This is a genomic window from Microbacterium sp. MMO-20 (genome assembly GCF_037147735.1).
GTDB lineage: Bacteria > Actinomycetota > Actinomycetes > Actinomycetales > Microbacteriaceae > Microbacterium.
This window is the reverse complement of sequence record NZ_JBBCUU010000001.1, coordinates 171,188-188,034: the sequence shown is the minus strand read 5'-3', so window position 1 is coordinate 188,034 and position 16,847 is coordinate 171,188. Positions and strand designations below refer to the sequence as shown.

General features: G+C 69.0%; 15 protein-coding genes, 3 tRNA genes and 2 pseudogenes. 3 read left to right on the top strand and 17 right to left on the bottom strand.

Going from position 1 to position 16,847, the window contains the following annotated elements; all coding sequences use genetic code 11:
- Positions 1-34 precede the first annotated feature (34 nt).
- A complete protein-coding gene (locus tag WFI52_RS01025) occupies positions 35-1,234 on the top strand; it encodes a pyridoxal phosphate-dependent aminotransferase (RefSeq protein ID WP_336625429.1) in 1,200 nt (399 codons plus the stop codon).
- Positions 1,235-1,377: 143 nt separating this feature from the next.
- Here the strand turns inward: WFI52_RS01025 and WFI52_RS01020 are convergent, their stop codons facing one another.
- The 9 genes and pseudogenes from WFI52_RS01020 to WFI52_RS14170 form a co-directional block, all read right to left on the bottom strand.
- Positions 1,378-2,526 (bottom strand): UDP-N-acetylmuramate dehydrogenase, encoded by a 1,149-nt coding sequence (locus tag WFI52_RS01020; RefSeq protein WP_336625430.1) that lies wholly within the window; start codon positions 2,524-2,526, stop codon positions 1,378-1,380.
- Between the two features lies 1 nt (position 2,527).
- Entirely contained in the window at positions 2,528-2,950 is a 423-nt protein-coding gene (locus tag WFI52_RS01015; RefSeq protein WP_336625431.1) for a MaoC/PaaZ C-terminal domain-containing protein, read from the bottom strand.
- Positions 2,947-3,396, bottom strand: a complete 450-nt coding sequence (locus tag WFI52_RS01010; protein WP_336625432.1) for a MaoC family dehydratase N-terminal domain-containing protein — start codon at positions 3,394-3,396, stop codon at positions 2,947-2,949. Before WFI52_RS01010 ends, WFI52_RS01015 begins: the two co-directional genes overlap by 4 nt.
- Positions 3,397-3,425: 29 nt before the next feature.
- A complete protein-coding gene (locus WFI52_RS01005; protein WP_336625433.1) occupies positions 3,426-4,226 on the bottom strand; it encodes a sulfite exporter TauE/SafE family protein in 801 nt (266 codons plus the stop codon).
- Positions 4,223-6,259 (bottom strand): ABC transporter ATP-binding protein, encoded by a 2,037-nt coding sequence (locus WFI52_RS01000; protein ID WP_336625434.1) that lies wholly within the window; start codon positions 6,257-6,259, stop codon positions 4,223-4,225. The genes WFI52_RS01005 and WFI52_RS01000 overlap by 4 nt, the downstream gene beginning before the upstream one ends.
- Positions 6,256-7,983 (bottom strand): ABC transporter ATP-binding protein, encoded by a 1,728-nt coding sequence (locus WFI52_RS00995; protein WP_336625435.1) that lies wholly within the window; start codon positions 7,981-7,983, stop codon positions 6,256-6,258. The genes WFI52_RS01000 and WFI52_RS00995 overlap by 4 nt, the downstream gene beginning before the upstream one ends.
- A gap of 82 nt (positions 7,984-8,065) precedes the next feature.
- Entirely contained in the window at positions 8,066-10,240 is a 2,175-nt protein-coding gene (locus WFI52_RS00990) for a bifunctional lysylphosphatidylglycerol flippase/synthetase MprF (protein ID WP_336625436.1), read from the bottom strand.
- Between the two features lie 77 nt (positions 10,241-10,317).
- A complete protein-coding gene (locus WFI52_RS00985; protein WP_336625437.1) occupies positions 10,318-10,722 on the bottom strand; it encodes an arsenate reductase ArsC in 405 nt (134 codons plus the stop codon).
- Positions 10,723-10,841: 119 nt separating this feature from the next.
- Positions 10,842-10,976 (bottom strand): annotated as a pseudogene (locus tag WFI52_RS14170) (FAD-dependent oxidoreductase); the annotation flags it as partial.
- A gap of 85 nt (positions 10,977-11,061) precedes the next feature.
- Here WFI52_RS14170 and WFI52_RS00975 point away from each other — a divergent pair.
- Positions 11,062-11,409 carry an ArsR/SmtB family transcription factor gene (locus WFI52_RS00975; RefSeq protein WP_336625439.1) on the top strand — a complete coding sequence of 116 codons (348 nt, stop codon included), beginning with the start codon at positions 11,062-11,064 and terminating at the stop codon, positions 11,407-11,409.
- A pseudogene (locus WFI52_RS00970) lies at positions 11,406-11,859 on the top strand (GNAT family N-acetyltransferase). The gene WFI52_RS00975 and the pseudogene WFI52_RS00970 overlap by 4 nt, the downstream one beginning before the upstream one ends.
- A gap of 47 nt (positions 11,860-11,906) precedes the next feature.
- Here the strand turns inward: WFI52_RS00970 and WFI52_RS00965 are convergent.
- The 8 genes from WFI52_RS00965 to WFI52_RS00930 all read right to left on the bottom strand — a co-directional run bounded on the left by WFI52_RS00965 (position 11,907) and on the right by WFI52_RS00930 (position 16,800).
- Positions 11,907-11,980: transfer RNA gene (locus WFI52_RS00965), tRNA-Met, on the bottom strand.
- Positions 11,981-12,011: 31 nt separating this feature from the next.
- A tRNA-Thr gene (locus WFI52_RS00960) sits at positions 12,012-12,083 on the bottom strand.
- A 61-nt stretch (positions 12,084-12,144) separates the two neighbouring features.
- On the bottom strand, positions 12,145-13,488 hold the full coding sequence (locus WFI52_RS00955) for a M23 family metallopeptidase (RefSeq protein WP_336625440.1): 1,344 nt from the start codon (positions 13,486-13,488) through the stop codon (positions 12,145-12,147).
- A 133-nt stretch (positions 13,489-13,621) separates the two neighbouring features.
- Positions 13,622-14,413 carry an inositol monophosphatase family protein gene (locus WFI52_RS00950; protein ID WP_336625441.1) on the bottom strand — a complete coding sequence of 264 codons (792 nt, stop codon included), beginning with the start codon at positions 14,411-14,413 and terminating at the stop codon, positions 13,622-13,624.
- A gap of 3 nt (positions 14,414-14,416) precedes the next feature.
- A complete protein-coding gene (locus tag WFI52_RS00945; RefSeq protein ID WP_336625442.1) occupies positions 14,417-15,382 on the bottom strand; it encodes a hypothetical protein in 966 nt (321 codons plus the stop codon).
- 161 nt (positions 15,383-15,543) lie between these two features.
- A tRNA-Tyr gene (locus WFI52_RS00940) sits at positions 15,544-15,625 on the bottom strand.
- Between the two features lie 108 nt (positions 15,626-15,733).
- Positions 15,734-16,219 carry an FBP domain-containing protein gene (locus WFI52_RS00935; RefSeq protein ID WP_336625443.1) on the bottom strand — a complete coding sequence of 162 codons (486 nt, stop codon included), beginning with the start codon at positions 16,217-16,219 and terminating at the stop codon, positions 15,734-15,736.
- A 44-nt stretch (positions 16,220-16,263) separates the two neighbouring features.
- The gene (locus WFI52_RS00930; RefSeq protein ID WP_336625444.1) at positions 16,264-16,800 is read right to left on the bottom strand and encodes a TetR/AcrR family transcriptional regulator; all 537 of its coding nucleotides are present in this window, start codon (positions 16,798-16,800) and stop codon (positions 16,264-16,266) included.
- Positions 16,801-16,847 lie beyond the last annotated feature (47 nt).

Below are 16,847 nucleotides of genomic sequence, written 5' to 3'. Positions count from 1 at the left end.
CCGCCCGGCGCGACCCGGCGACTACGCTGTTCGTGTGACCGAACGCGCACCACTGTCCCGCAAACTCTCCGCCATCGCCGAGTCCGCGACCCTCAAGGTCGATGCGAAGGCGAAAGCGCTGAAGGCCGAGGGCAAGCCGGTCATCTCCTACGCCGCCGGCGAGCCCGACTTCGCGACGCCGCAGTTCATCGTGGATGCCGCGGCCGAGGCCCTGCGCGACCCGGCGAACTTCCGCTACACGCCCGCCGCGGGGCTCCCGGTCCTCCGCGAAGCGATCGCCGCGAAGACGCTGCGCGACTCGGGCCTCGACGTCTCCCCCGCGCAGGTGATCGTCACCAACGGCGGCAAGCAGGCCGTCTATCAGGCGTTCCAGGCCGTCGTGAACCCGGGCGACGAGGTGCTGCTTCCGGCGCCCTATTGGACGACGTACCCCGAGGCGATCGCGCTGGCCGACGGCACGCCTGTCGAGGTCTTCGCCGGAGCCGATCAGGACTACAAGGTCACCGTCGAGCAGCTCGAAGCGGCCCGCACCGAGAAAACGACGGCGCTCGTCTTCGTCTCGCCGTCGAACCCCACCGGCTCGGTGTACACGCCCGAGGAGACCCGCGCGATCGGTCAGTGGGCGCTGGAGCACGGCATCTGGGTGATCAGCGACGAGATCTACCAGAACCTCGTCTACGAGGGTGCCCGCGCAGTCTCGATCGTCGAGGCGGTCCCGGAGCTCGCCGGTCAGACGATCCTCGTCAACGGCGTCGCGAAGACCTACGCCATGACGGGCTGGCGCGTGGGCTGGATGGTCGGCCCCGCCGACGTGATCAAGGTCGCCGGGAACCTGCAGTCGCACTTGTCCTCGAATGTCAACAACGTCGCGCAGCGCGCAGCGCTCGCGGCGCTCACCGGGCCCCAGACCGAGGCCGAGCAGATGCGCCAGGCTTTCGACCGTCGGCGCAAGCTCATCGTCGCCGAGCTCGCGAAGATCCCCGGGGTCACCGTGCCGAACCCGCTCGGCGCGTTCTACGTGTACCCCGATGTCACGGGGCTCCTCGGCCGCGAATGGGCCGGGCGGAACGTGACGTCGTCGCTCGAACTCGCCGACCTGATCCTCGACGCCGCCGAGGTCGCGGTCGTGCCGGGCGAGGCCTTCGGCCCGTCGGGCTACCTGCGCCTGTCGTACGCGCTGGGCGACGACCAGCTGCTCGAAGGGGTCCAGCGCCTGCAGCGCCTGTTCGGCTGATCGCCGCGCGCGGTCGCGGGCTGGCGCCCGTGGCCGCGCAACGGATGCGCAGAATCGCAACGGATCCGCACGGCTGCGACCGCGGCATCCGATTCTGCTGCGATTCTGCGAATCTGGTGGATGCCGAGGTCAGCCCGGAGCGGCTAGAGCTCGACGCCCACGAGCACCGGCTCGGGCTGCAGGACGAGGCCGAACTCGCTCTGCACGCGGCTCTGGATGTAGCGGGCGAGCTCGGCGATCTCCTCGGCCGTGGCCGATCCGCGATTGGTCAGGGCGAGGGCGTGCTTCGTGGAGAGGCCGGCACGCGAGCGCGGGAGGTGGAACCCCTTACGCAGCCCCGAGTGCTCGATGAGCCAGGCCGCGCTGACCTTCACATCCGGCTGCGCGGAGACGGGCGGCGGCACGTATCCGTCGTAGGAGGCGAGAGGGATCACCCGGTCAGCCACCTCCAGCGGGGCCGCGGTCGTCGAGACCGGCCAGCGCGGGCACTCCGGCGGCAGCGTGCGAGCGAAGGATGCCGAGACGATGGCGTTCTGGAAGAACGAACCCGCACTGTAGGTGTCGGGGTCGGCATCGTCGAGGACCATGCCCTTGCGCGCGCGCGTGGCGAGCACCGTCTGACGCACCCACTCGAGCGTCACGCCCTCGTCCTCGGCGACGCCGAGGGCCTGACGCAGCTGCGCACCTGAGAGCGCGAACGGGCCGTGTCCGACCTCGCGCAGTTCGAGCGTGACCGACAACACGACCGCCGAACGCTCCGCGACCGAGCCGTAGTGGTTCTTCAGGACCGAAGTGCGGAACCCGAGACCCAGCTCGACGGCGGGAACGACGGAGACGTCTCCCGTCGCCTCGTCGATCAGTTCGACCTCGATGAGCGTCTCGACGATCTCCTGTCCGTACGCACCGATGTTCTGCACGGGCGCAGCGCCCACCGTGCCGGGGATGCCGGACATCGCGACGATCCCCGACAGACCTTCGGCCGCGGCGTACGCGACGAGGTCATCCCAGCCGTGCCCGGCCTCGACGCGCACGCGTACGAAGCCCGCGCGGGGCGAGGGGAGGCGCTCGATCCCCTGCGTGCGCACGAGCACGACGGTGCCATCGAACTCCTCGTCGCCGACGAGGAGGTTGGAGCCGCCCCCGACGACGAGCCAGTCGTCTCCCGTCGACCACGTCTCGCGCAGCGCATCGACGAGATCATCGCGTGTACGCGCCTCGATCACGCGTCGCGGACGCCCCCCGACGCGCAGCGTAGTGAGCTCGGCGAGGGCAAGCGGAGCGATCTCGGGCACGTCAGCCGTCCAGGCGCACGCGCACCTGAGCCTTGCCGAGCACGGTGGTCTCGGCCGCCGTGACGGTGAGATCGATGCGCGCCTCGGCATCCGTCAGGGCGCCGACCGTGGCGACCACGTGGAGGTCGGCGCCTTCCTCGGCATCCACGACGACGGGGCGCGTGAACCGGACGCCGTACTCGACGATCCGACCGGCGTCGCCGAGCCAGGGCACGATCGTCTCGACGCCGAGACCCATCGTCAGCATGCCGTGCGCGAGCACTCCCGGCAGCCCCACCGCGGCCGCGACGTCGTCGCGGTAGTGGATCGGGTTGAAGTCCCCCGACGCACCCGCGTACCGCACGAGCGCCTCGCGGGTGAGGTGAACGGAGCGCTCGGCCACGACGTCGCCGACGGTGAGGGATGCCGCGGTGAGCGCGCTCACGAGACCTCACCTCCGATGAGCAGCACGGAGCTGGCGGTCACGACGTGCGCTCCGTCGGCATCCGTGATCTCGGTCTCGCTCGTGACCATCGCACCCTTGCCGAACGGGCGCACCTTGGTCACACGCAGCTCCCCGACGAGCTCGTCGCCCGCGACGATGGGGCGCGAGTAGTGGAAGCGCTGCTCGGCGTGCACCGTCTGCTCGAGGGCGATGCCCGAGCCGGGCTCGGAAAGGAGCTGCTGCAAGGTGAGGTCCTGGATGACCATCGCGAAAGTGGGCGGCGCGACGACGTCGGGGTACCCGAGCTGCTGAGCGGCGGCGGGGTCGACGTGCTGCGGGTCGGTGGCGAAGACGGCGCGCGCGAACTCACGCACCTTTTCGCGTCCGACGAGGTAAGGCACCGTCGGCGCGAAGGCACGGCCGACCAGCTCGGGGTTCACAGACACGTTCCGATCCTACCGAGCCGACGCACGCCTCACCGGTCGGTGCGACGTGCGCGGATGGCGCGCACCGCCATCTGCGTCGCGATGAAGACGATGAACACTGCGAAGAGGATGTTGGCCGCGAGCGGATCGAGGAGTGTCGCGATCCAGGCCCCGAGCGCCGTCGTCGTACAGGCGGCTACCCCGATCAGCGCGGCGGCGGGCAGGTCGACGTTGTTGCGACGGAGGTTGCCGATCGTGCCGGAGATCGCCGTCGGGATCATCATGAGCAGCGACGTGCCCTTGGCGATCAGGTCGCTCGTGCCGAACAGCAGGATGAGCGCCGGGACGACGATGATCCCACCGCCGACGCCGAGGAGGCCCGAGAGGATGCCGGTGACGAGGCCGAGCACGACGAGGCCCGGCGCGGTGATCCACGTGACCTCGAGGCTGGCGTCGCGGGACGGGATCACGATGAAGAGCATCACGACGACGACGAGGAGGAAGGCGATGAACCCCCACCGGATGACGGCCACGGGCAGCTTCTGCAGCATCCACGTACCGATCTGCGCTCCCGCAACGGACCCGACCGCGAGGATGACCGCGGGGATCCACGCGACCGAGTCGTGGACGGCGTAGGAGATCACGCCCACCGCCGCTGTCGGCACGATCGCGGCGAGCGACGTGCCGGAGGCGAGCTTCTGCCCGTACGCGAGGATCAGCACCAGCATCGGGACGATGACGGTGCCGCCGCCGACGCCGAACAGGCCGGAGAGCAGGCCCGCCGCGAGGCCGACACCGATGCACGCGAGCACGAAGCGCGGGGTGCGTCGGCGGGGCTCGAGGGACGTCATTCGGAATCCTCCGTCGTCGTCGTGCCGGCGGCGGTCTCGTCCTCCGTGGCCGCGCGTTCGAACTGGGCGCGATAGAGGCGCCAGTATGCACCCTCCGCCGCGATGAGCTCGTCATGCGTGCCCTTCTCGACGATGTCGCCGTGCTCCATCACGAGGATGAGGTCGGCGTCGCGGATCGTCGAGAGCCGGTGCGCGATGACGAACGACGTGCGGCCCTCCCGCAGCGCCGCCATGGCGTGCTGCAGAAGAAGCTCCGTGCGCGTGTCGACCGAGCTCGTCGCCTCATCGAGGATGAGCACGCTCGGGGATGCCACGAAGGCGCGCGCGATCGTCAGCAGCTGCTTCTCGCCCGCCGAGACGTTCGCGGCATCCTCGTCGAGCATCGTGTCGTACCCGTCGGGGAGGGTATGGACGAAGCGATCGACGCGCGTCGCGACGGCGGCTTCATAGATCTCCACGTCGGAGGCCTCTTCGTTGCCGTAGCGGATGTTCTCGCGAATCGTGCCGGCGAACAGCCACGGGTCCTGCAGCACCATGCCGGTGCGGGAGCGCACGTCGTCACGTGTCAGCTCGGCGATGTCCTGACCGTCGAGGAGGATCCGCCCGCCGTCGAGCTCATAGAAGCGCATCAGCAGGTTCACGAGCGTCGTCTCGCCGGCGCCGGTCGGGCCGACGATCGCGACCGTCTGGCCCGGCTCCACGCGGAATGACAGGTCGCGGATCAGCGGCTTGTCGGGCGCGTAGCCGAAGGCGACGTGCTCGAACTCGATGACGCCGGCCCCGTCCTCGATCGTGGGCGCGTCCTCGGCATCGGGCGCCTGCTCCTCTTCGTCGAGCAGCTCGAAGACGCGCTCGGCCGACGCCGTTCCGGACTGCACGACCGCAGCCATGCCACCCAGCTCGCTGAGCGGCTGGGTGAACTGCTGCGAGTACTGGATGAAGGCCTGCACGTCACCGAGGCGCAGCTGACCCGACGCGACCATGAGGCCCCCGAGTACCGCGATGCCGACGTAGCTGAGCGAGCCGATGAACATCATGGCGGGCATCATGAGGCCGGAGAGGAACTGGGCCCTGAACGCGGCCTGGTAGAGCTCCTCGTTCTCTTCCTGGAACTTCGCGCGCGCGTCCTCCTCTCGCCCGAAGACGCGCACGAGCGCGTGACCCGAGAACGACTCCTCCACGCGCGCGTTGAGGCGGCCGACCTTGCGCCACTGCGCCGTGAACGCCTTCTGCGACTTCGGGCCGATGATGCCGAAGACGACAGCCATGAGCGGAAGGGCGATGAGCGCAACGATCGCGAGCTGCCACGAGATCGAGAACATCATCACCAGCACGCCGACGACCGTGAGGATGTTCGTGACAGCCGTGGAGAGCGACTGCTGCATCGTCTGGGTGATGTTGTCGATGTCGTTGGTGACCCGCGAGATGAGTTCACCCCGCTGCACGCGGTCGAAATACGACAGCGGCAGCCGGTTGATCTTCGCCTCGACCGCTTCGCGCAGTCGCCACATCGTGCGCACCATGATGATGTTGATGACGTACCCCTGCAGCCACGTCAGTACCGCCGACACGATGTAGATCGCCATGACGGCGACGAGCACCCACTTGAGTCGCTCGAAGTCGACACCCGCCCCGACCTGGAAGTTCTGCATCGCCGCGACGATGTTCGCGATATCGTTCTGGTCCGCTGCGCGCAGCGCGTCGACGACCTGCGCCTGCGTCGTTCCGGCAGGGAACTGGCCTCCGAGAGCGGAGGAGACGACGCCTTCGAAGATCACGTTCGTCGCCTCGCCGAGCACCTTCGGGGCGATCACGGCGAGCACGACCCCGATGGCACCGAGCACCGAGACGAAGACGAACCACCACTTATACGGTCCGAGGAGACCGATCATGCGGAAGAAGCTCTGCTGGAAGTTCGCGGCCTTTCCGGGTGCGACCGAGTCCCAGCTGCCGGAGTTCAGACGCGCCTGTTCGGCGAGTTCCAGCTCGTAGCGCTCCTCTTCGGAGAGCGCCGCAGTGTTCGGGGCGCTCATGCGTCCACCCCCAGCTGTGACTGGACGATCTCGCGGTAGGTCTCGTTGGTGGCGAGGAGCTCGTCGTGGGTTCCCGCCCCGACCATCCGGCCGTCGTCGAGGACGATGATGCGGTCGGCCTCGACGATCGTCGAGACGCGCTGAGCGACCACGATCTTGGTCACGTCCGGCAATTCTCGCCACAGGGCATGCCGAAGGCGGGCGTCGGTGGCGACGTCGAGCGCCGAGAACGAGTCGTCGAAGACGAGGATGTCGGGGCGGTGCGCGATCGCGCGCGCGATCGACAGGCGCTGCCGCTGACCGCCGGAAACGTTCGTGCCGCCCTGCGCGATGCGCGCGTCGAGGCCGCCGGGCATCTCTGCGACGAAGTCCTTGCCCTGCGCGATCTCGAGCGCGTGCCACAGGTCGTCGTCCGTGGCGTCCTCGCGACCGAACCGCAGATTGGATGCGACGGTTCCGGTGAACAGGAACGCCTTCTGCGGCACGTAGCCGATCCCCTGCCACATGCGGTCGAGATCGGCGTCACGCACGTCGACGCCGCCGACGCGGACGGTGCCGCCGGTCACGTCGAACAGGCGCGGGATGAGCGAGACGAGCGTCGTCTTGCCCGAACCGGTCGAGCCGACGATCGCGACCGTTTCACCGGCATCCGCGCGGAACGAGATGCCCTCGAGGACGGGGGCTTCCGCACCCGGGTAGGTGAAGGACACGTCGTCGAAGACGACGGTGCCCGGCGCCGGGAACTGCGTCACGGGCTCGGCGGGGCGAGCCAGCGCGTCCGTCGACTCCAGCACCTCGCCGATGCGGTCGGCCGAGACCGCCGCCCGCGGGATCATGATCGTCATGAACGTCGCCATGAGCACGCCCATGAGGATCTGGCCGACGTACTGCATGAATGCGAACAGCGTGCCGATCTGCACGTGTCCGGCATCCACCTGGATGCCGCCGAACCAGATGACGCCCACGACGGTGATGTTGAGGACCAGCATGGCCAGCGGGAACATCAGGACGAACAGAGACCCGACCTTGCGGCCGACGATCATGATGTCGGTGTTGGCGGCGCGGAAGCGCGCCTCTTCGATGCGTTCGCGGACGAACGCGCGGACGACGCGGACGCCGGTCAACTGCTCACGCATGACGCGGTTCACGCCGTCGAGCTTGCCCTGGTACTGGCGGAACAGTGGCACCATGCGACTGATGATCGCCACGGCGATGATGAGCAGCACGGGCACCGCGACCCCGATGAGCCAACTGAGACCGACATCCTGCTGCAGCGCCATGATGATGCCGCCGATCGCGAGCAGCGGCGCCGTGACGAGCATCGTCGCGCCCATCATCGCGAGCATCTGCACCTGCTGGACGTCGTTCGTGTTGCGCGTGATGAGCGTTCCCGCGCCGAATGTCGACACTTCGCGCTCCGAGAATCCGCTCACCTTCTCGTAGACGTCGCGGCGGATGTCGCGGCCGACGCTCATCGCGGCCCGCGCGGCGAAGTAGGTCGCGATGACGGATGCCACGATCTGTCCGAACGCGATCGCGAGCATGAACACCCCGCGCGACCAGATGTAGCCCGTGTCACCGGTGGCGACGCCGTGGTCGATGATGTCGGCGTTCAGCCGGGGCAGGTAGAGCGAGGCCATCGCGGAGGCGAACTGGAAGACCAGTACGCCCGCGAGCCACCACGGGTAGGCCCGCAGATAACGGACCAGGATCGTTCCGAGCATGCGCGTTCTCCGGTGAGAGAGTGGGGACGGTCCATGCTATCGCCGGGCTCCGACACGGCGTGCGCGTCCGCGGCGCGACCCCTCAGCGGCCGGAGACGAGTTCGATCCCCGCTCCCGCGAACTGGCGGAGCGTGGCATCCGGGAGGAACGCCCGCGTCAAGGCTGCCGCGATCCGTGCGATGTCGGCCTCGTCGCGGTAGAGGAGGTACATCGTCTCGTAGCGGGGGTTGAACTTCTCCTTGAAGCGGTGCAGCGACGCGAAGCCGTAGACCGGTTCCAGGGTGTCGCCGAGGCGGTCGGCGAGGACGGCGATGACCCCGGCATCCTCGGGATAGTCGTGCGCGAGCGGTGCGCCGGAAAGCGACATGAGACGCGCGCCCTCGTCGGAGAACTGCTTCGCAGACGAGCCGATGAGAAACTCCATCACCGAACCGAAGCCGCCCTCGCGTCGGCGCATGAGATCCAGGGTCCACCCGTCGATGCGGCCGTCGCCACCGTAGACCGGGAGCCAGGAGAGGAAGCCGTCGACGTCGCCGGCGGGCGAGAGCGCGAGCGCCAGCCGGACCTCCGGATCGGCGGCCTCGGTCAGCGAGCCGAGGGTGAAGCCCATTTCGGGCAGGCCCTTGTCGCCGACCCACATCTCCGAGATCGCCCGGATCTGGGCCTGCACGCCCCACGATTCGTCCTTGAGCCGCGTCATCCGGAACGTCATCTCCTCGCGGCCCGCCTTGTTCATCGCGGTGCGCACGTTGTTCCAGCGCTTGCCGGTGAACTGCAGTCCTTCGAGATCCACGATCGAGTCATCTGCGACGACGAGACTGCGCCACCCGTCCGGCAGCGCGTCGCGCGTCGCCTCGCTCGCACTGAAGAATGCGGGGACGAGACCGGCATGCTGCGCGGCATCCACGAAGTCGACGACCGACTGCGCACGGCCCGATGCCGGGCCCAGAGGATCGGCGAGCGCGATCGCGACACCGGCGTGACGCTGGTATGGCACGACGCCGGTGGACGTGCGCAGGTAGTCGTTGCCGTCCCACGTCGCCATCCACGAGAGCGTGCCTCCCCCGGACGACCGGATGAGGGCCTTCACCTCATCGACGCTCGGCTGCGTCGCGGATCCTGCCGCACTCCCGGAGCCGAGCGGGTGGCGTGGCCGGGCACGGAACGCACCGCGGACGAGCGCGAGGTAGACGAGGTAGATCGCCCAGATGACGGCCGTCGCCAAGACGAGGCCCACCGATCCATCGTTGGCGGTGTCGGCCACCTCCTCCCAGCCCACGAGCCCGATGGTGAGCAGCAGCAGGAGCGCGACGAAGATGTTGAGGGATGCCACGACGACGCTGACCACCCACGCCCAGTGGCGTCCCCGCCGCAGTCCGTTCGCGACCAGCAGGATCACGACGGCGCTGATCGCGGTGGACACCCACGAGGCATCCGCTTCATCGACGATGGTTGCTCCGAAGGGGCCGTACGTCGGGACGATCTGGGTCACGATCGTGAGGGCGCCGAGCATGAGCGTGCCGATGAAGACGATGAGCCGCTGCTCGCGCACGGTCGAACGCTGGGGCCTCAGCGAGCGGTCGATGACGAGCACGAGGAGCACCGCGAGCAGGTGTTCGAGGTCGTCGATCGAGCCCCAGAACATCATGTTCACGATGACGAAGGCGAGCACGACGAGCCATCCGCGCAGACGCCACGGCGACGGCATGACCGTGATCGCCGCGGCGATGCACGCGAACAGACCGCCGCTCGGGCCGACATCGACGGATGCCGCCTCCTTCGCCGCCCAGGCCCAGTCGGGCGCGAGAGTGACGGCGCTCCACAGGAGGAACGCGGCGCCGAGGATCGCGAACAGCTGGCCGCCGAAGAAGTAGGCGAGGGCGACGCGCGTGCCGCGCTTCCACTCGAGGTACGCCATCCCCCAGAAGCCCAGGATGATGATCGGGTACGCGATCGGCGTGTCGAGGAGGAAGGTGCCGCTGAGGGGTGTCCACCAGCGTCCCTTCTCGAAGGACGGCAGCCCGTACGCGAGGTGCTCGTAGAGCGGATGTCCCGCGATCGGCCGCCACAGGCCGCCCGTGATGAGACCGGCACCCAGAAGGACACCGATCAAGAGCCAGGTGGCAGGAACCCGCGAGAGCACCGTCCGCACGAATCTGAGGCTGCGCGCCCATCGCGTGGCGGCCACGGGAGCGTCGCTCGCTGCCGAGGCTGCGGTCTCAGGGGCGGGGTGATCGGCGGACGGTGCGTCGGTCATGGTCACTCCTCGTCGGTGGACACCTCCGACGATAGCGGCGCATGCCGTCCGTGCGCTCGCACTCCACGCCTCGGTTGCTAGCTCAGGCTGCGGATGAGCTCCTGCACCCGCGCCTTGATGTCGTCGCGAACGTCTCGGACGACGTCGACGGGCTGACCGGCCGGGTCGGTGAGTTGCCAGTCTTCGTAGCGTTTGCCGGGGAAGATCGGGCAGGCGTCCCCACATCCCATCGTGATGACGACATCCGCCTGGCGCACGGCATCCGTCGTGAGGATCTGCGGTGTCGCGCGAGAGAGGTCGATGCCTTCCTCCGCCATGACAGCGACGGCCGCGGGGTTGATCGCGTCGCCCGGTTCGCTTCCCGCGGAGAAGACATCGATGCGATCACCCGCCAAGGCACGGAGGTAGCCGGCGGCCATCTGCGAGCGACCGGCATTGTGCACGCAGACGAAGAGGACGGCGGGTTTGGCGGGCTCGGTCATGGTGTTCCTCACTTCGGGTCATGCGCGGACGGGAGTCTTCGGGGTGAGCGAGATGAGTTGCGCGGGCGGGGCGCAGCAGGCGCCACCCGGCGAGGCACCTGACGCGTCGAACAGCCCGGCGCCCCCGCATACCCCGGTGTGCTCCCCGCCTCCAGCACGAGGACAGGCAGCCCTCGCTCGACGGCGTGAGCGGCGGCCGCCAGCCCCTGCGGACCCGCACCGATCACCACCACCGGCAGCGTGTCATCTCGCACGAGACCTCCTCATATCGACGCCTATCAATGGATAAAGAGTCGAGCATAGATCGACAGATGTCAATACGAGGGGCACAATCGAAGCATGCCGAAGTCGCTACCGCTCCTCCCCGCCGATGCCGCTGAGTGCCGCGCGACCCCTCCCGCCGATGCACTGACCGTTGCGGAAGCGGACTCGATCGCCCGCACCTTCAAGGCCCTCGGCGACCCCACGCGGGTGCGCCTGCTGTCACTGATCGCAGCATCGCGCGACGGGGAAGCGTGCATCTGCGATCTCACAGAGCCGGTCGGATTGTCTCAGCCCACCGTTTCCCATCACATGAAACTGCTCGTAGACGCCGGCCTTGCGACGCGTGAGCAGCGCGGCCGCTGGGCGTACTTCCGCGTCGTCACGGAAACGCTCGACCAGGCTGTGAGCGCACTCCGCCCATGAGCGCTCCCGGCATCCGTGCGATGCGACCCGAGGACTGGCCGACCGTCGAAGCCGTCTACCGCGAGGGCCTCGCAACCGGCAACGCGAGTTTCGAAGCGGATCCGCCGCCCTGGGACACATTCGACGCCGGGAAGCTGAAGGCGGGTCGGCTCGTCGCCGTCGACACCGATGGCGACGTGATCGGCTGGATCGCCGCGTCGACGGCACGTTCGCGGTGGTGGCGTCGGTCGAGCGCTCCTGGACTCATTTCTCGCGGCGATGGACGCCGCAGGAGTGTGGACGGTCCAGTCGAGCATCTTTTCGGAGAACCACGCGAGCCTCGCACTCCACGAGCGGGCGGGTTTCCGCCGCGTGGGTCAGAGGGAGCGCATCGCGCTCATGACATACGGTCCGTGGACGGGGAAATGGCGCGACACCGTTCTGATGGAGCGACGCCGTGCAGACGGGTGAAGCCCCCGTCGAATTGTGCGCGTAAGACGAGTGCCTTACCTCTGCGGTAGCAGGAGCGGGGCTTGAACCCGCGACCTCACGATTATGAGTCGTGCGCTCTCACCAACTGAGCTACCCTGCCGCGATTGTCGCGGCGTAAACCGTGACATGCGAGCCCCGAGTCAGGATTGAACTGACGACCCCTTCCTTACCATGGAAGTGCTCTGCCACTGAGCTATCGGGGCGTTGAACCTGCGAGCAGGCAACTAGAAGAGGATACCAGAGCCGCGGCATCCCCTCGAACCGTCAACCGACGGTGTGGGTGCCCGTCGTGTGCTCGTACAGCCACGGCATGGGGTCGGTGGTGGTCGTGCCGTTCAGCAGAACCTCGAGGTGCAGATGCGGCCCCGTCGCCTTGCCGGTCTGGCCGACCTTGCCGATGACCTGACCGGCCGTGACCTTCTCGCCCTGCGTGACCTGCAGTGAGCCGTATTGCATGTGGCCGTAGCGGGTCGAGACGAGCTGGCCGTCGATGATGTGGTCGATCACGACCGTGACGCCGTAGTCGCCGCCGGCTTCAGTCGCGATACGGACGGTGCCGGCCGCGACGGCGTGGATCTCGGCACCCTCACCGGGGGTGAGGTCGGTGCCGCTGTGCGCGGAGGAGAACTCGGCGAGGTACGACGACGATCCATAGGCTGCCGAGATCGGCACGCCGACAGGGAAGGGCCACTGAATGCTGGCCGACGGGTTGTTGACCCAGGTTCCCTGCGCGGCGCTGGCGAAGATCGTGACACCCGACTCCGCGGCGAGGTCGGCCATCGATGCGACGCCATAGCCTTCAGGACGGTCGAGGGCAGCCGGCTGGGCGGCGTCGCTCGCGACGAATGCCTGGATCTCGCCGCTGTCGCGCTTCGCGCTCGTCGATCCGGCGGCTGTGAGGTCGGCCGTCGTGACGGATGACGGCGCGAGCGCCTCGGCGGGCGTCGTCGTGCCGACAGCGAGGAGGCCCACGATCGACATGACGCCGATGGAGAAGGATGCCGCGGCGACGCGCTGGAAGGCGACCACCCCACGGCGGGCGCGGCGCTGCGCCACGTCCGCGATCGATGCCGCTGCGCGCGGTGCCGCGGGCGCGGCATCCGCGACGGTCACCGTCGGAAGCGGAGTCTCTCCCGTGAAGGAGAAGAGCTTGGCCGCGAAGTCGAAATCGTCGTGATCGCAGGGCGCGGCGGATGAGGCGACGAACGACGCACCGGGAGTCGCGGGGGCGACGTCGGCGGGTGTAGCGGTTTCGAGCGGGGCGGCGACCTGAGCGAAGACCTCCTGGGCGGCCTGTCGCAGCCGGCGTCGCGCGCTCGGCTGGGGTGCAGCGCCGACCGACTCAGCCATGATCGCCGCCGCCACGTCGGCGACCACCGTCTCTGCGATGGTCGGCTCGACGGACGAAGCGCCCCTCGGCCCATCAGCGGTCCGCGGCGCCTCGTGCGACGGCTCGCGGGCCGCGGCATCCTGTGCAGCCGCAGCGCGACGGCGCAGCTCGGCACGGGTGAGCGGAACACCCTCCTCCGCCGGCGCGGGCACGACGGGTCGGCGGCTGGAGCGGCGCGTGGGGGGCGCGGCGTCAGCCAGCGGGGCTTCGAAGGTCAAATCGCAGAGCTCTCGTCCGGCCGCGCGGGGGCACGCGGCAAGGTCGTCGGGTCGTGATCGATTCCGCCGTTCGGGCGACGAAAGTAACGATCGGGTAAACACTACAGCCGACCGGCTGGGAATGCGATGAACGCTAGCGGTATATCGCTGATGAGAGTCGCGCGGCGAGGTCCGCGTTCGCCGCGATCGTCATCTCGCGCCCGGGCCGGCCCTGCGGCGCACCCGTCGCAACGCCGCCTGCCTCGGCGACGAGCAGCGCACCCGCCGCGTGATCCCACGGCCGGAGTCCGCGCTCGAAGTAGCCGTCCAGTCGGCCCGCAGCGACGAACGCCAGGTCGAGCGAGGCCGCGCCCGCACGACGGATATCTCGTGCGAGCGGCATGACTCGCCGCACGCGCTCGAGATCGCCGGCGTGCGTCGCCGGGTCGTAGCCGAACCCGGTGGCGAGCAGGGCACCGGCATCCGCGACCGTCGACACAGCCAGCCGCTGCGAGCCGAGCCACGCACCCCCACCACGGGTCGCGTGGAAGAGCTCGTCGACCGCCGGCGTGTAGACGACGCCGGTCTCGGCGGTCCACGCCTCCGGCGTCGGCTCGCCGCTGACGGCGGCGATCGAGACGGCGTAGTGGGGGATGCCGTAGGCGTAGTTGACCGTTCCGTCGATGGGGTCGACGACCCAGGTCACCCCGCTCGTGCCGCGCTCGGCACCCGACTCCTCGCCGAGGAAGCCGTCGTCGGGACGTGCCTGAGTGAGGCGATCGCGAATCAGCTGTTCGACCTCGCGGTCGGCCTCGGTGACGATGTCGGCGAGCGCCGACTTCGTCGCCGCGATGCGCACGCCGTCGTCGCGACGACGGCGTGCGAGGGCACCCGCCTCGCGCGCGATGTCGACGGCGAGCTGCTGCAGTTCGTCGGCATCCACCATGCGTCAGGCCTGCGCGCGCGGGTCCTGCGGCGGCACGGGCGGCGGAGGCGGATAGCCCTGGTACCAGGGCGCGGCGCTCGGTTCCGCAGCCGGCGTCGCGGGGAGCGCAGGCGTGCTGTGCTGCGGATGACTGGGCACACCCGTGTAGTACGCATTCCAGTCGGGGCTGCCGTCGGGGAGCGCGGGCAGCGGCGTGACAGCGTCGGCGAAGGTCGGCCACGGCAGCGGCGCCTGAGCGGCGTACGGCTGCGGTGCGCCGTGGCCGTAGGGCTGCTGAGCGGGGGGCCCAGAGGGGACGGTTCCGTACGGCGCCGGCGCGATTGCTCCATACGGCGCAGACAGCGGCGCGCGCGGACGCTTGGGCGCGAGGAGCGCGTTCACGAGCGGGACGAGCGCCGTCCCGACGGCGGCGAGGATCGCGAGCGCGACGACGACACGCCAGTACAGCGGGCGGAAGTCGACGGCCTCCTGCGCGACGAGCGGCACGACGAGCATGACGGCGAGGATCCCGACGAGGCCGATGGTCACGTAGGTCACGACCGTCGTGAAGGTCGTCTGGTGCCGCAGGGATGCCGCGAGGAACAGCCGCACGTGCAGCAGCGCACCCTGGATGATGAGCACGATCAGCACGAAGCGGAAGAACCGTTCGGCTCCGACGCCGAACTGGCCGCTCGTCGGCATCCAGATCAGGAATGCGCCGATCAGAAGCGTCAGCACCCAAGCGACCATGCTCGTGAGCGCGAGCCAGGCGGGGCGGCGGGAGGCGAGCTGCGATTCGATGATCGCGACGCCCGCGAAGCCGGCGAGGAGCAGGATCGTGAGGAACGCCTTGCCGATGATGCCGTTGTCGTCGCCGATGAGCACCCAGACGACGCAGACGAGCGCCGCCGCGATGAGCGCTCCGATCGCGACCCAGAGCGACGCGCGCAGGATCTTGCTGGACTCGGGTGAGGTGATCGGTTGTGACATGACGGTCCCTTCGCCGGGTGGCATCACCCCCATCCTGACAGAGTCGATTCCGCAGCACCCGCGACGTCGCGACGAACTCGGCTGACACGGACGGAAAAAGCGCCCCTCCGGACATATCCGTGAGGGGCGCTTCTCCTTCTCTGTCTGGGATTTCTCCCGAGTGGCGAGTGAGGGATTCGAACCCCCGAAGTCGAAGACGGCTGATTTACAGTCAGATCCCTTTGGCCGCTTGGGTAACTCGCCAAGTGCGCACCCGACCGGCTTGTTCAGTCGAGCGGAGGCGCGATCACCTATCTTAGCCCGACGCGCGCCGGTGCAAAATCCAACGTCTCCCCCGGGCGCGGCTGACGCCTATTCGGGCGCGACGACGCGTTCGACGAATGCCTCGACACGGCGGCGCGTGCCGTCGATGCGGCGGTCGACGCTCGCGCGGACTTCGCTCGGCGCGAGGGGGGCGGCGAGCCGCACGTTCTCGTGGCATCCGAGGTCCGCGCAGACGTAGGTGCCGACGCTGTCGCCGCGCTCACCCGCGTCACCGGCACGCCGCGCGGTGAACAGCGCCACCTGGTTGCCGGGCTGCATCGTGTGGCAGAGATTGCACATCGCCGCCCGCGAACGAGCACCGGATGCCGCGCGCAGGACCACCCCGGTCGGCACGCCGCCGCGCTCGACGACGACGTAGCCGCGCCCGCGGTTGTCGGGATCCGGCCATGCGAAGAAGTCGAGGTGATCCCAGTCGGCGAGCACGAACGACATCGGCACGGTGAGCCGGTCGCGCTCCTCGGGCGACGCATTGACGAGCGCCGCGCGGACCTGGTCTTCGGTCAGCGCCTGCATCCGCCCAGTCTAGAAGCGTCGCGCGGGCCTCGGGCCGTCGCCGGTCACGCGCCGCGCGGCAGCCCGAGGGCGGGCAGCACGAGGTCGTCGATGATCTTGATGAGGAACTCCTGCGTGATGGGCTTGCGCAGCATGATCACGCGGTAGGAGATCATCGCCGTGGCGACCGAGCTGACGAAGTCGATGTCGGGTGCAGGATCGTTGCTGACCTCGCCCCGGGCGATCGCGCGCTCGATCAACAGGCGGTTCGCGGCGACGCGCGGCGCGACGAGCGCCTGCTCGAGCGCGTCACCGAGTTCGGGTGCACGGGAGAGCATCGAGACAAGGCCCGCCATGATCTGAATCTTCTTCTGCCCCTGCTGGACGGAGGGCGGGCGGATCATCGCGACGAGATCTCCGCGCAGCGTGCCCGTGTCGGGGAGGGCGTCGAGGTCGACGTCGGCCTTCTTCATGCACACAACGGCGTCGAGGACGAGCTCCGCCTTCGACGGCCAACGCCGGTACAGGGTCGCCTTGCCCGCCTTCGCGCGGTTCGCGACCATCTCGATGGTCATGCCGTCGTAGCCGTACTCGGAGAGCACCCGACTTCACAACCCTCGTCGTCGCGCGGGCGCTCCAGGGCGCATTC

Bases quoted from the DNA above. Each gene is read 5' to 3' on its own strand.
- WFI52_RS00935 (WP_336625443.1), bottom strand. From the start codon at position 16,219: ATGCAGGCGCTGACCGAAGACCAGGTCCGCGCGGCGCTCGTCAATGCG.
- WFI52_RS00945 (WP_336625442.1), bottom strand. From the start codon at position 15,382: ATGTCACAACCGATCACCTCACCCGAGTCCAGCAAGATCCTGCGCGCG.
- WFI52_RS00975 (WP_336625439.1), top strand. From the start codon at position 11,062: ATGCCGAAGTCGCTACCGCTCCTCCCCGCCGATGCCGCTGAGTGCCGC.
- WFI52_RS00995 (WP_336625435.1), bottom strand. From the start codon at position 7,983: ATGCTCGGAACGATCCTGGTCCGTTATCTGCGGGCCTACCCGTGGTGG.
- WFI52_RS00985 (WP_336625437.1), bottom strand. From the start codon at position 10,722: ATGACCGAGCCCGCCAAACCCGCCGTCCTCTTCGTCTGCGTGCACAAT.
- WFI52_RS00990 (WP_336625436.1), bottom strand. From the start codon at position 10,240: ATGACCGACGCACCGTCCGCCGATCACCCCGCCCCTGAGACCGCAGCC.
- WFI52_RS01005 (WP_336625433.1), bottom strand. From the start codon at position 4,226: ATGACGTCCCTCGAGCCCCGCCGACGCACCCCGCGCTTCGTGCTCGCG.
- WFI52_RS01000 (WP_336625434.1), bottom strand. From the start codon at position 6,259: ATGAGCGCCCCGAACACTGCGGCGCTCTCCGAAGAGGAGCGCTACGAG.
- WFI52_RS00950 (WP_336625441.1), bottom strand. From the start codon at position 14,413: ATGGTGGATGCCGACGAACTGCAGCAGCTCGCCGTCGACATCGCGCGC.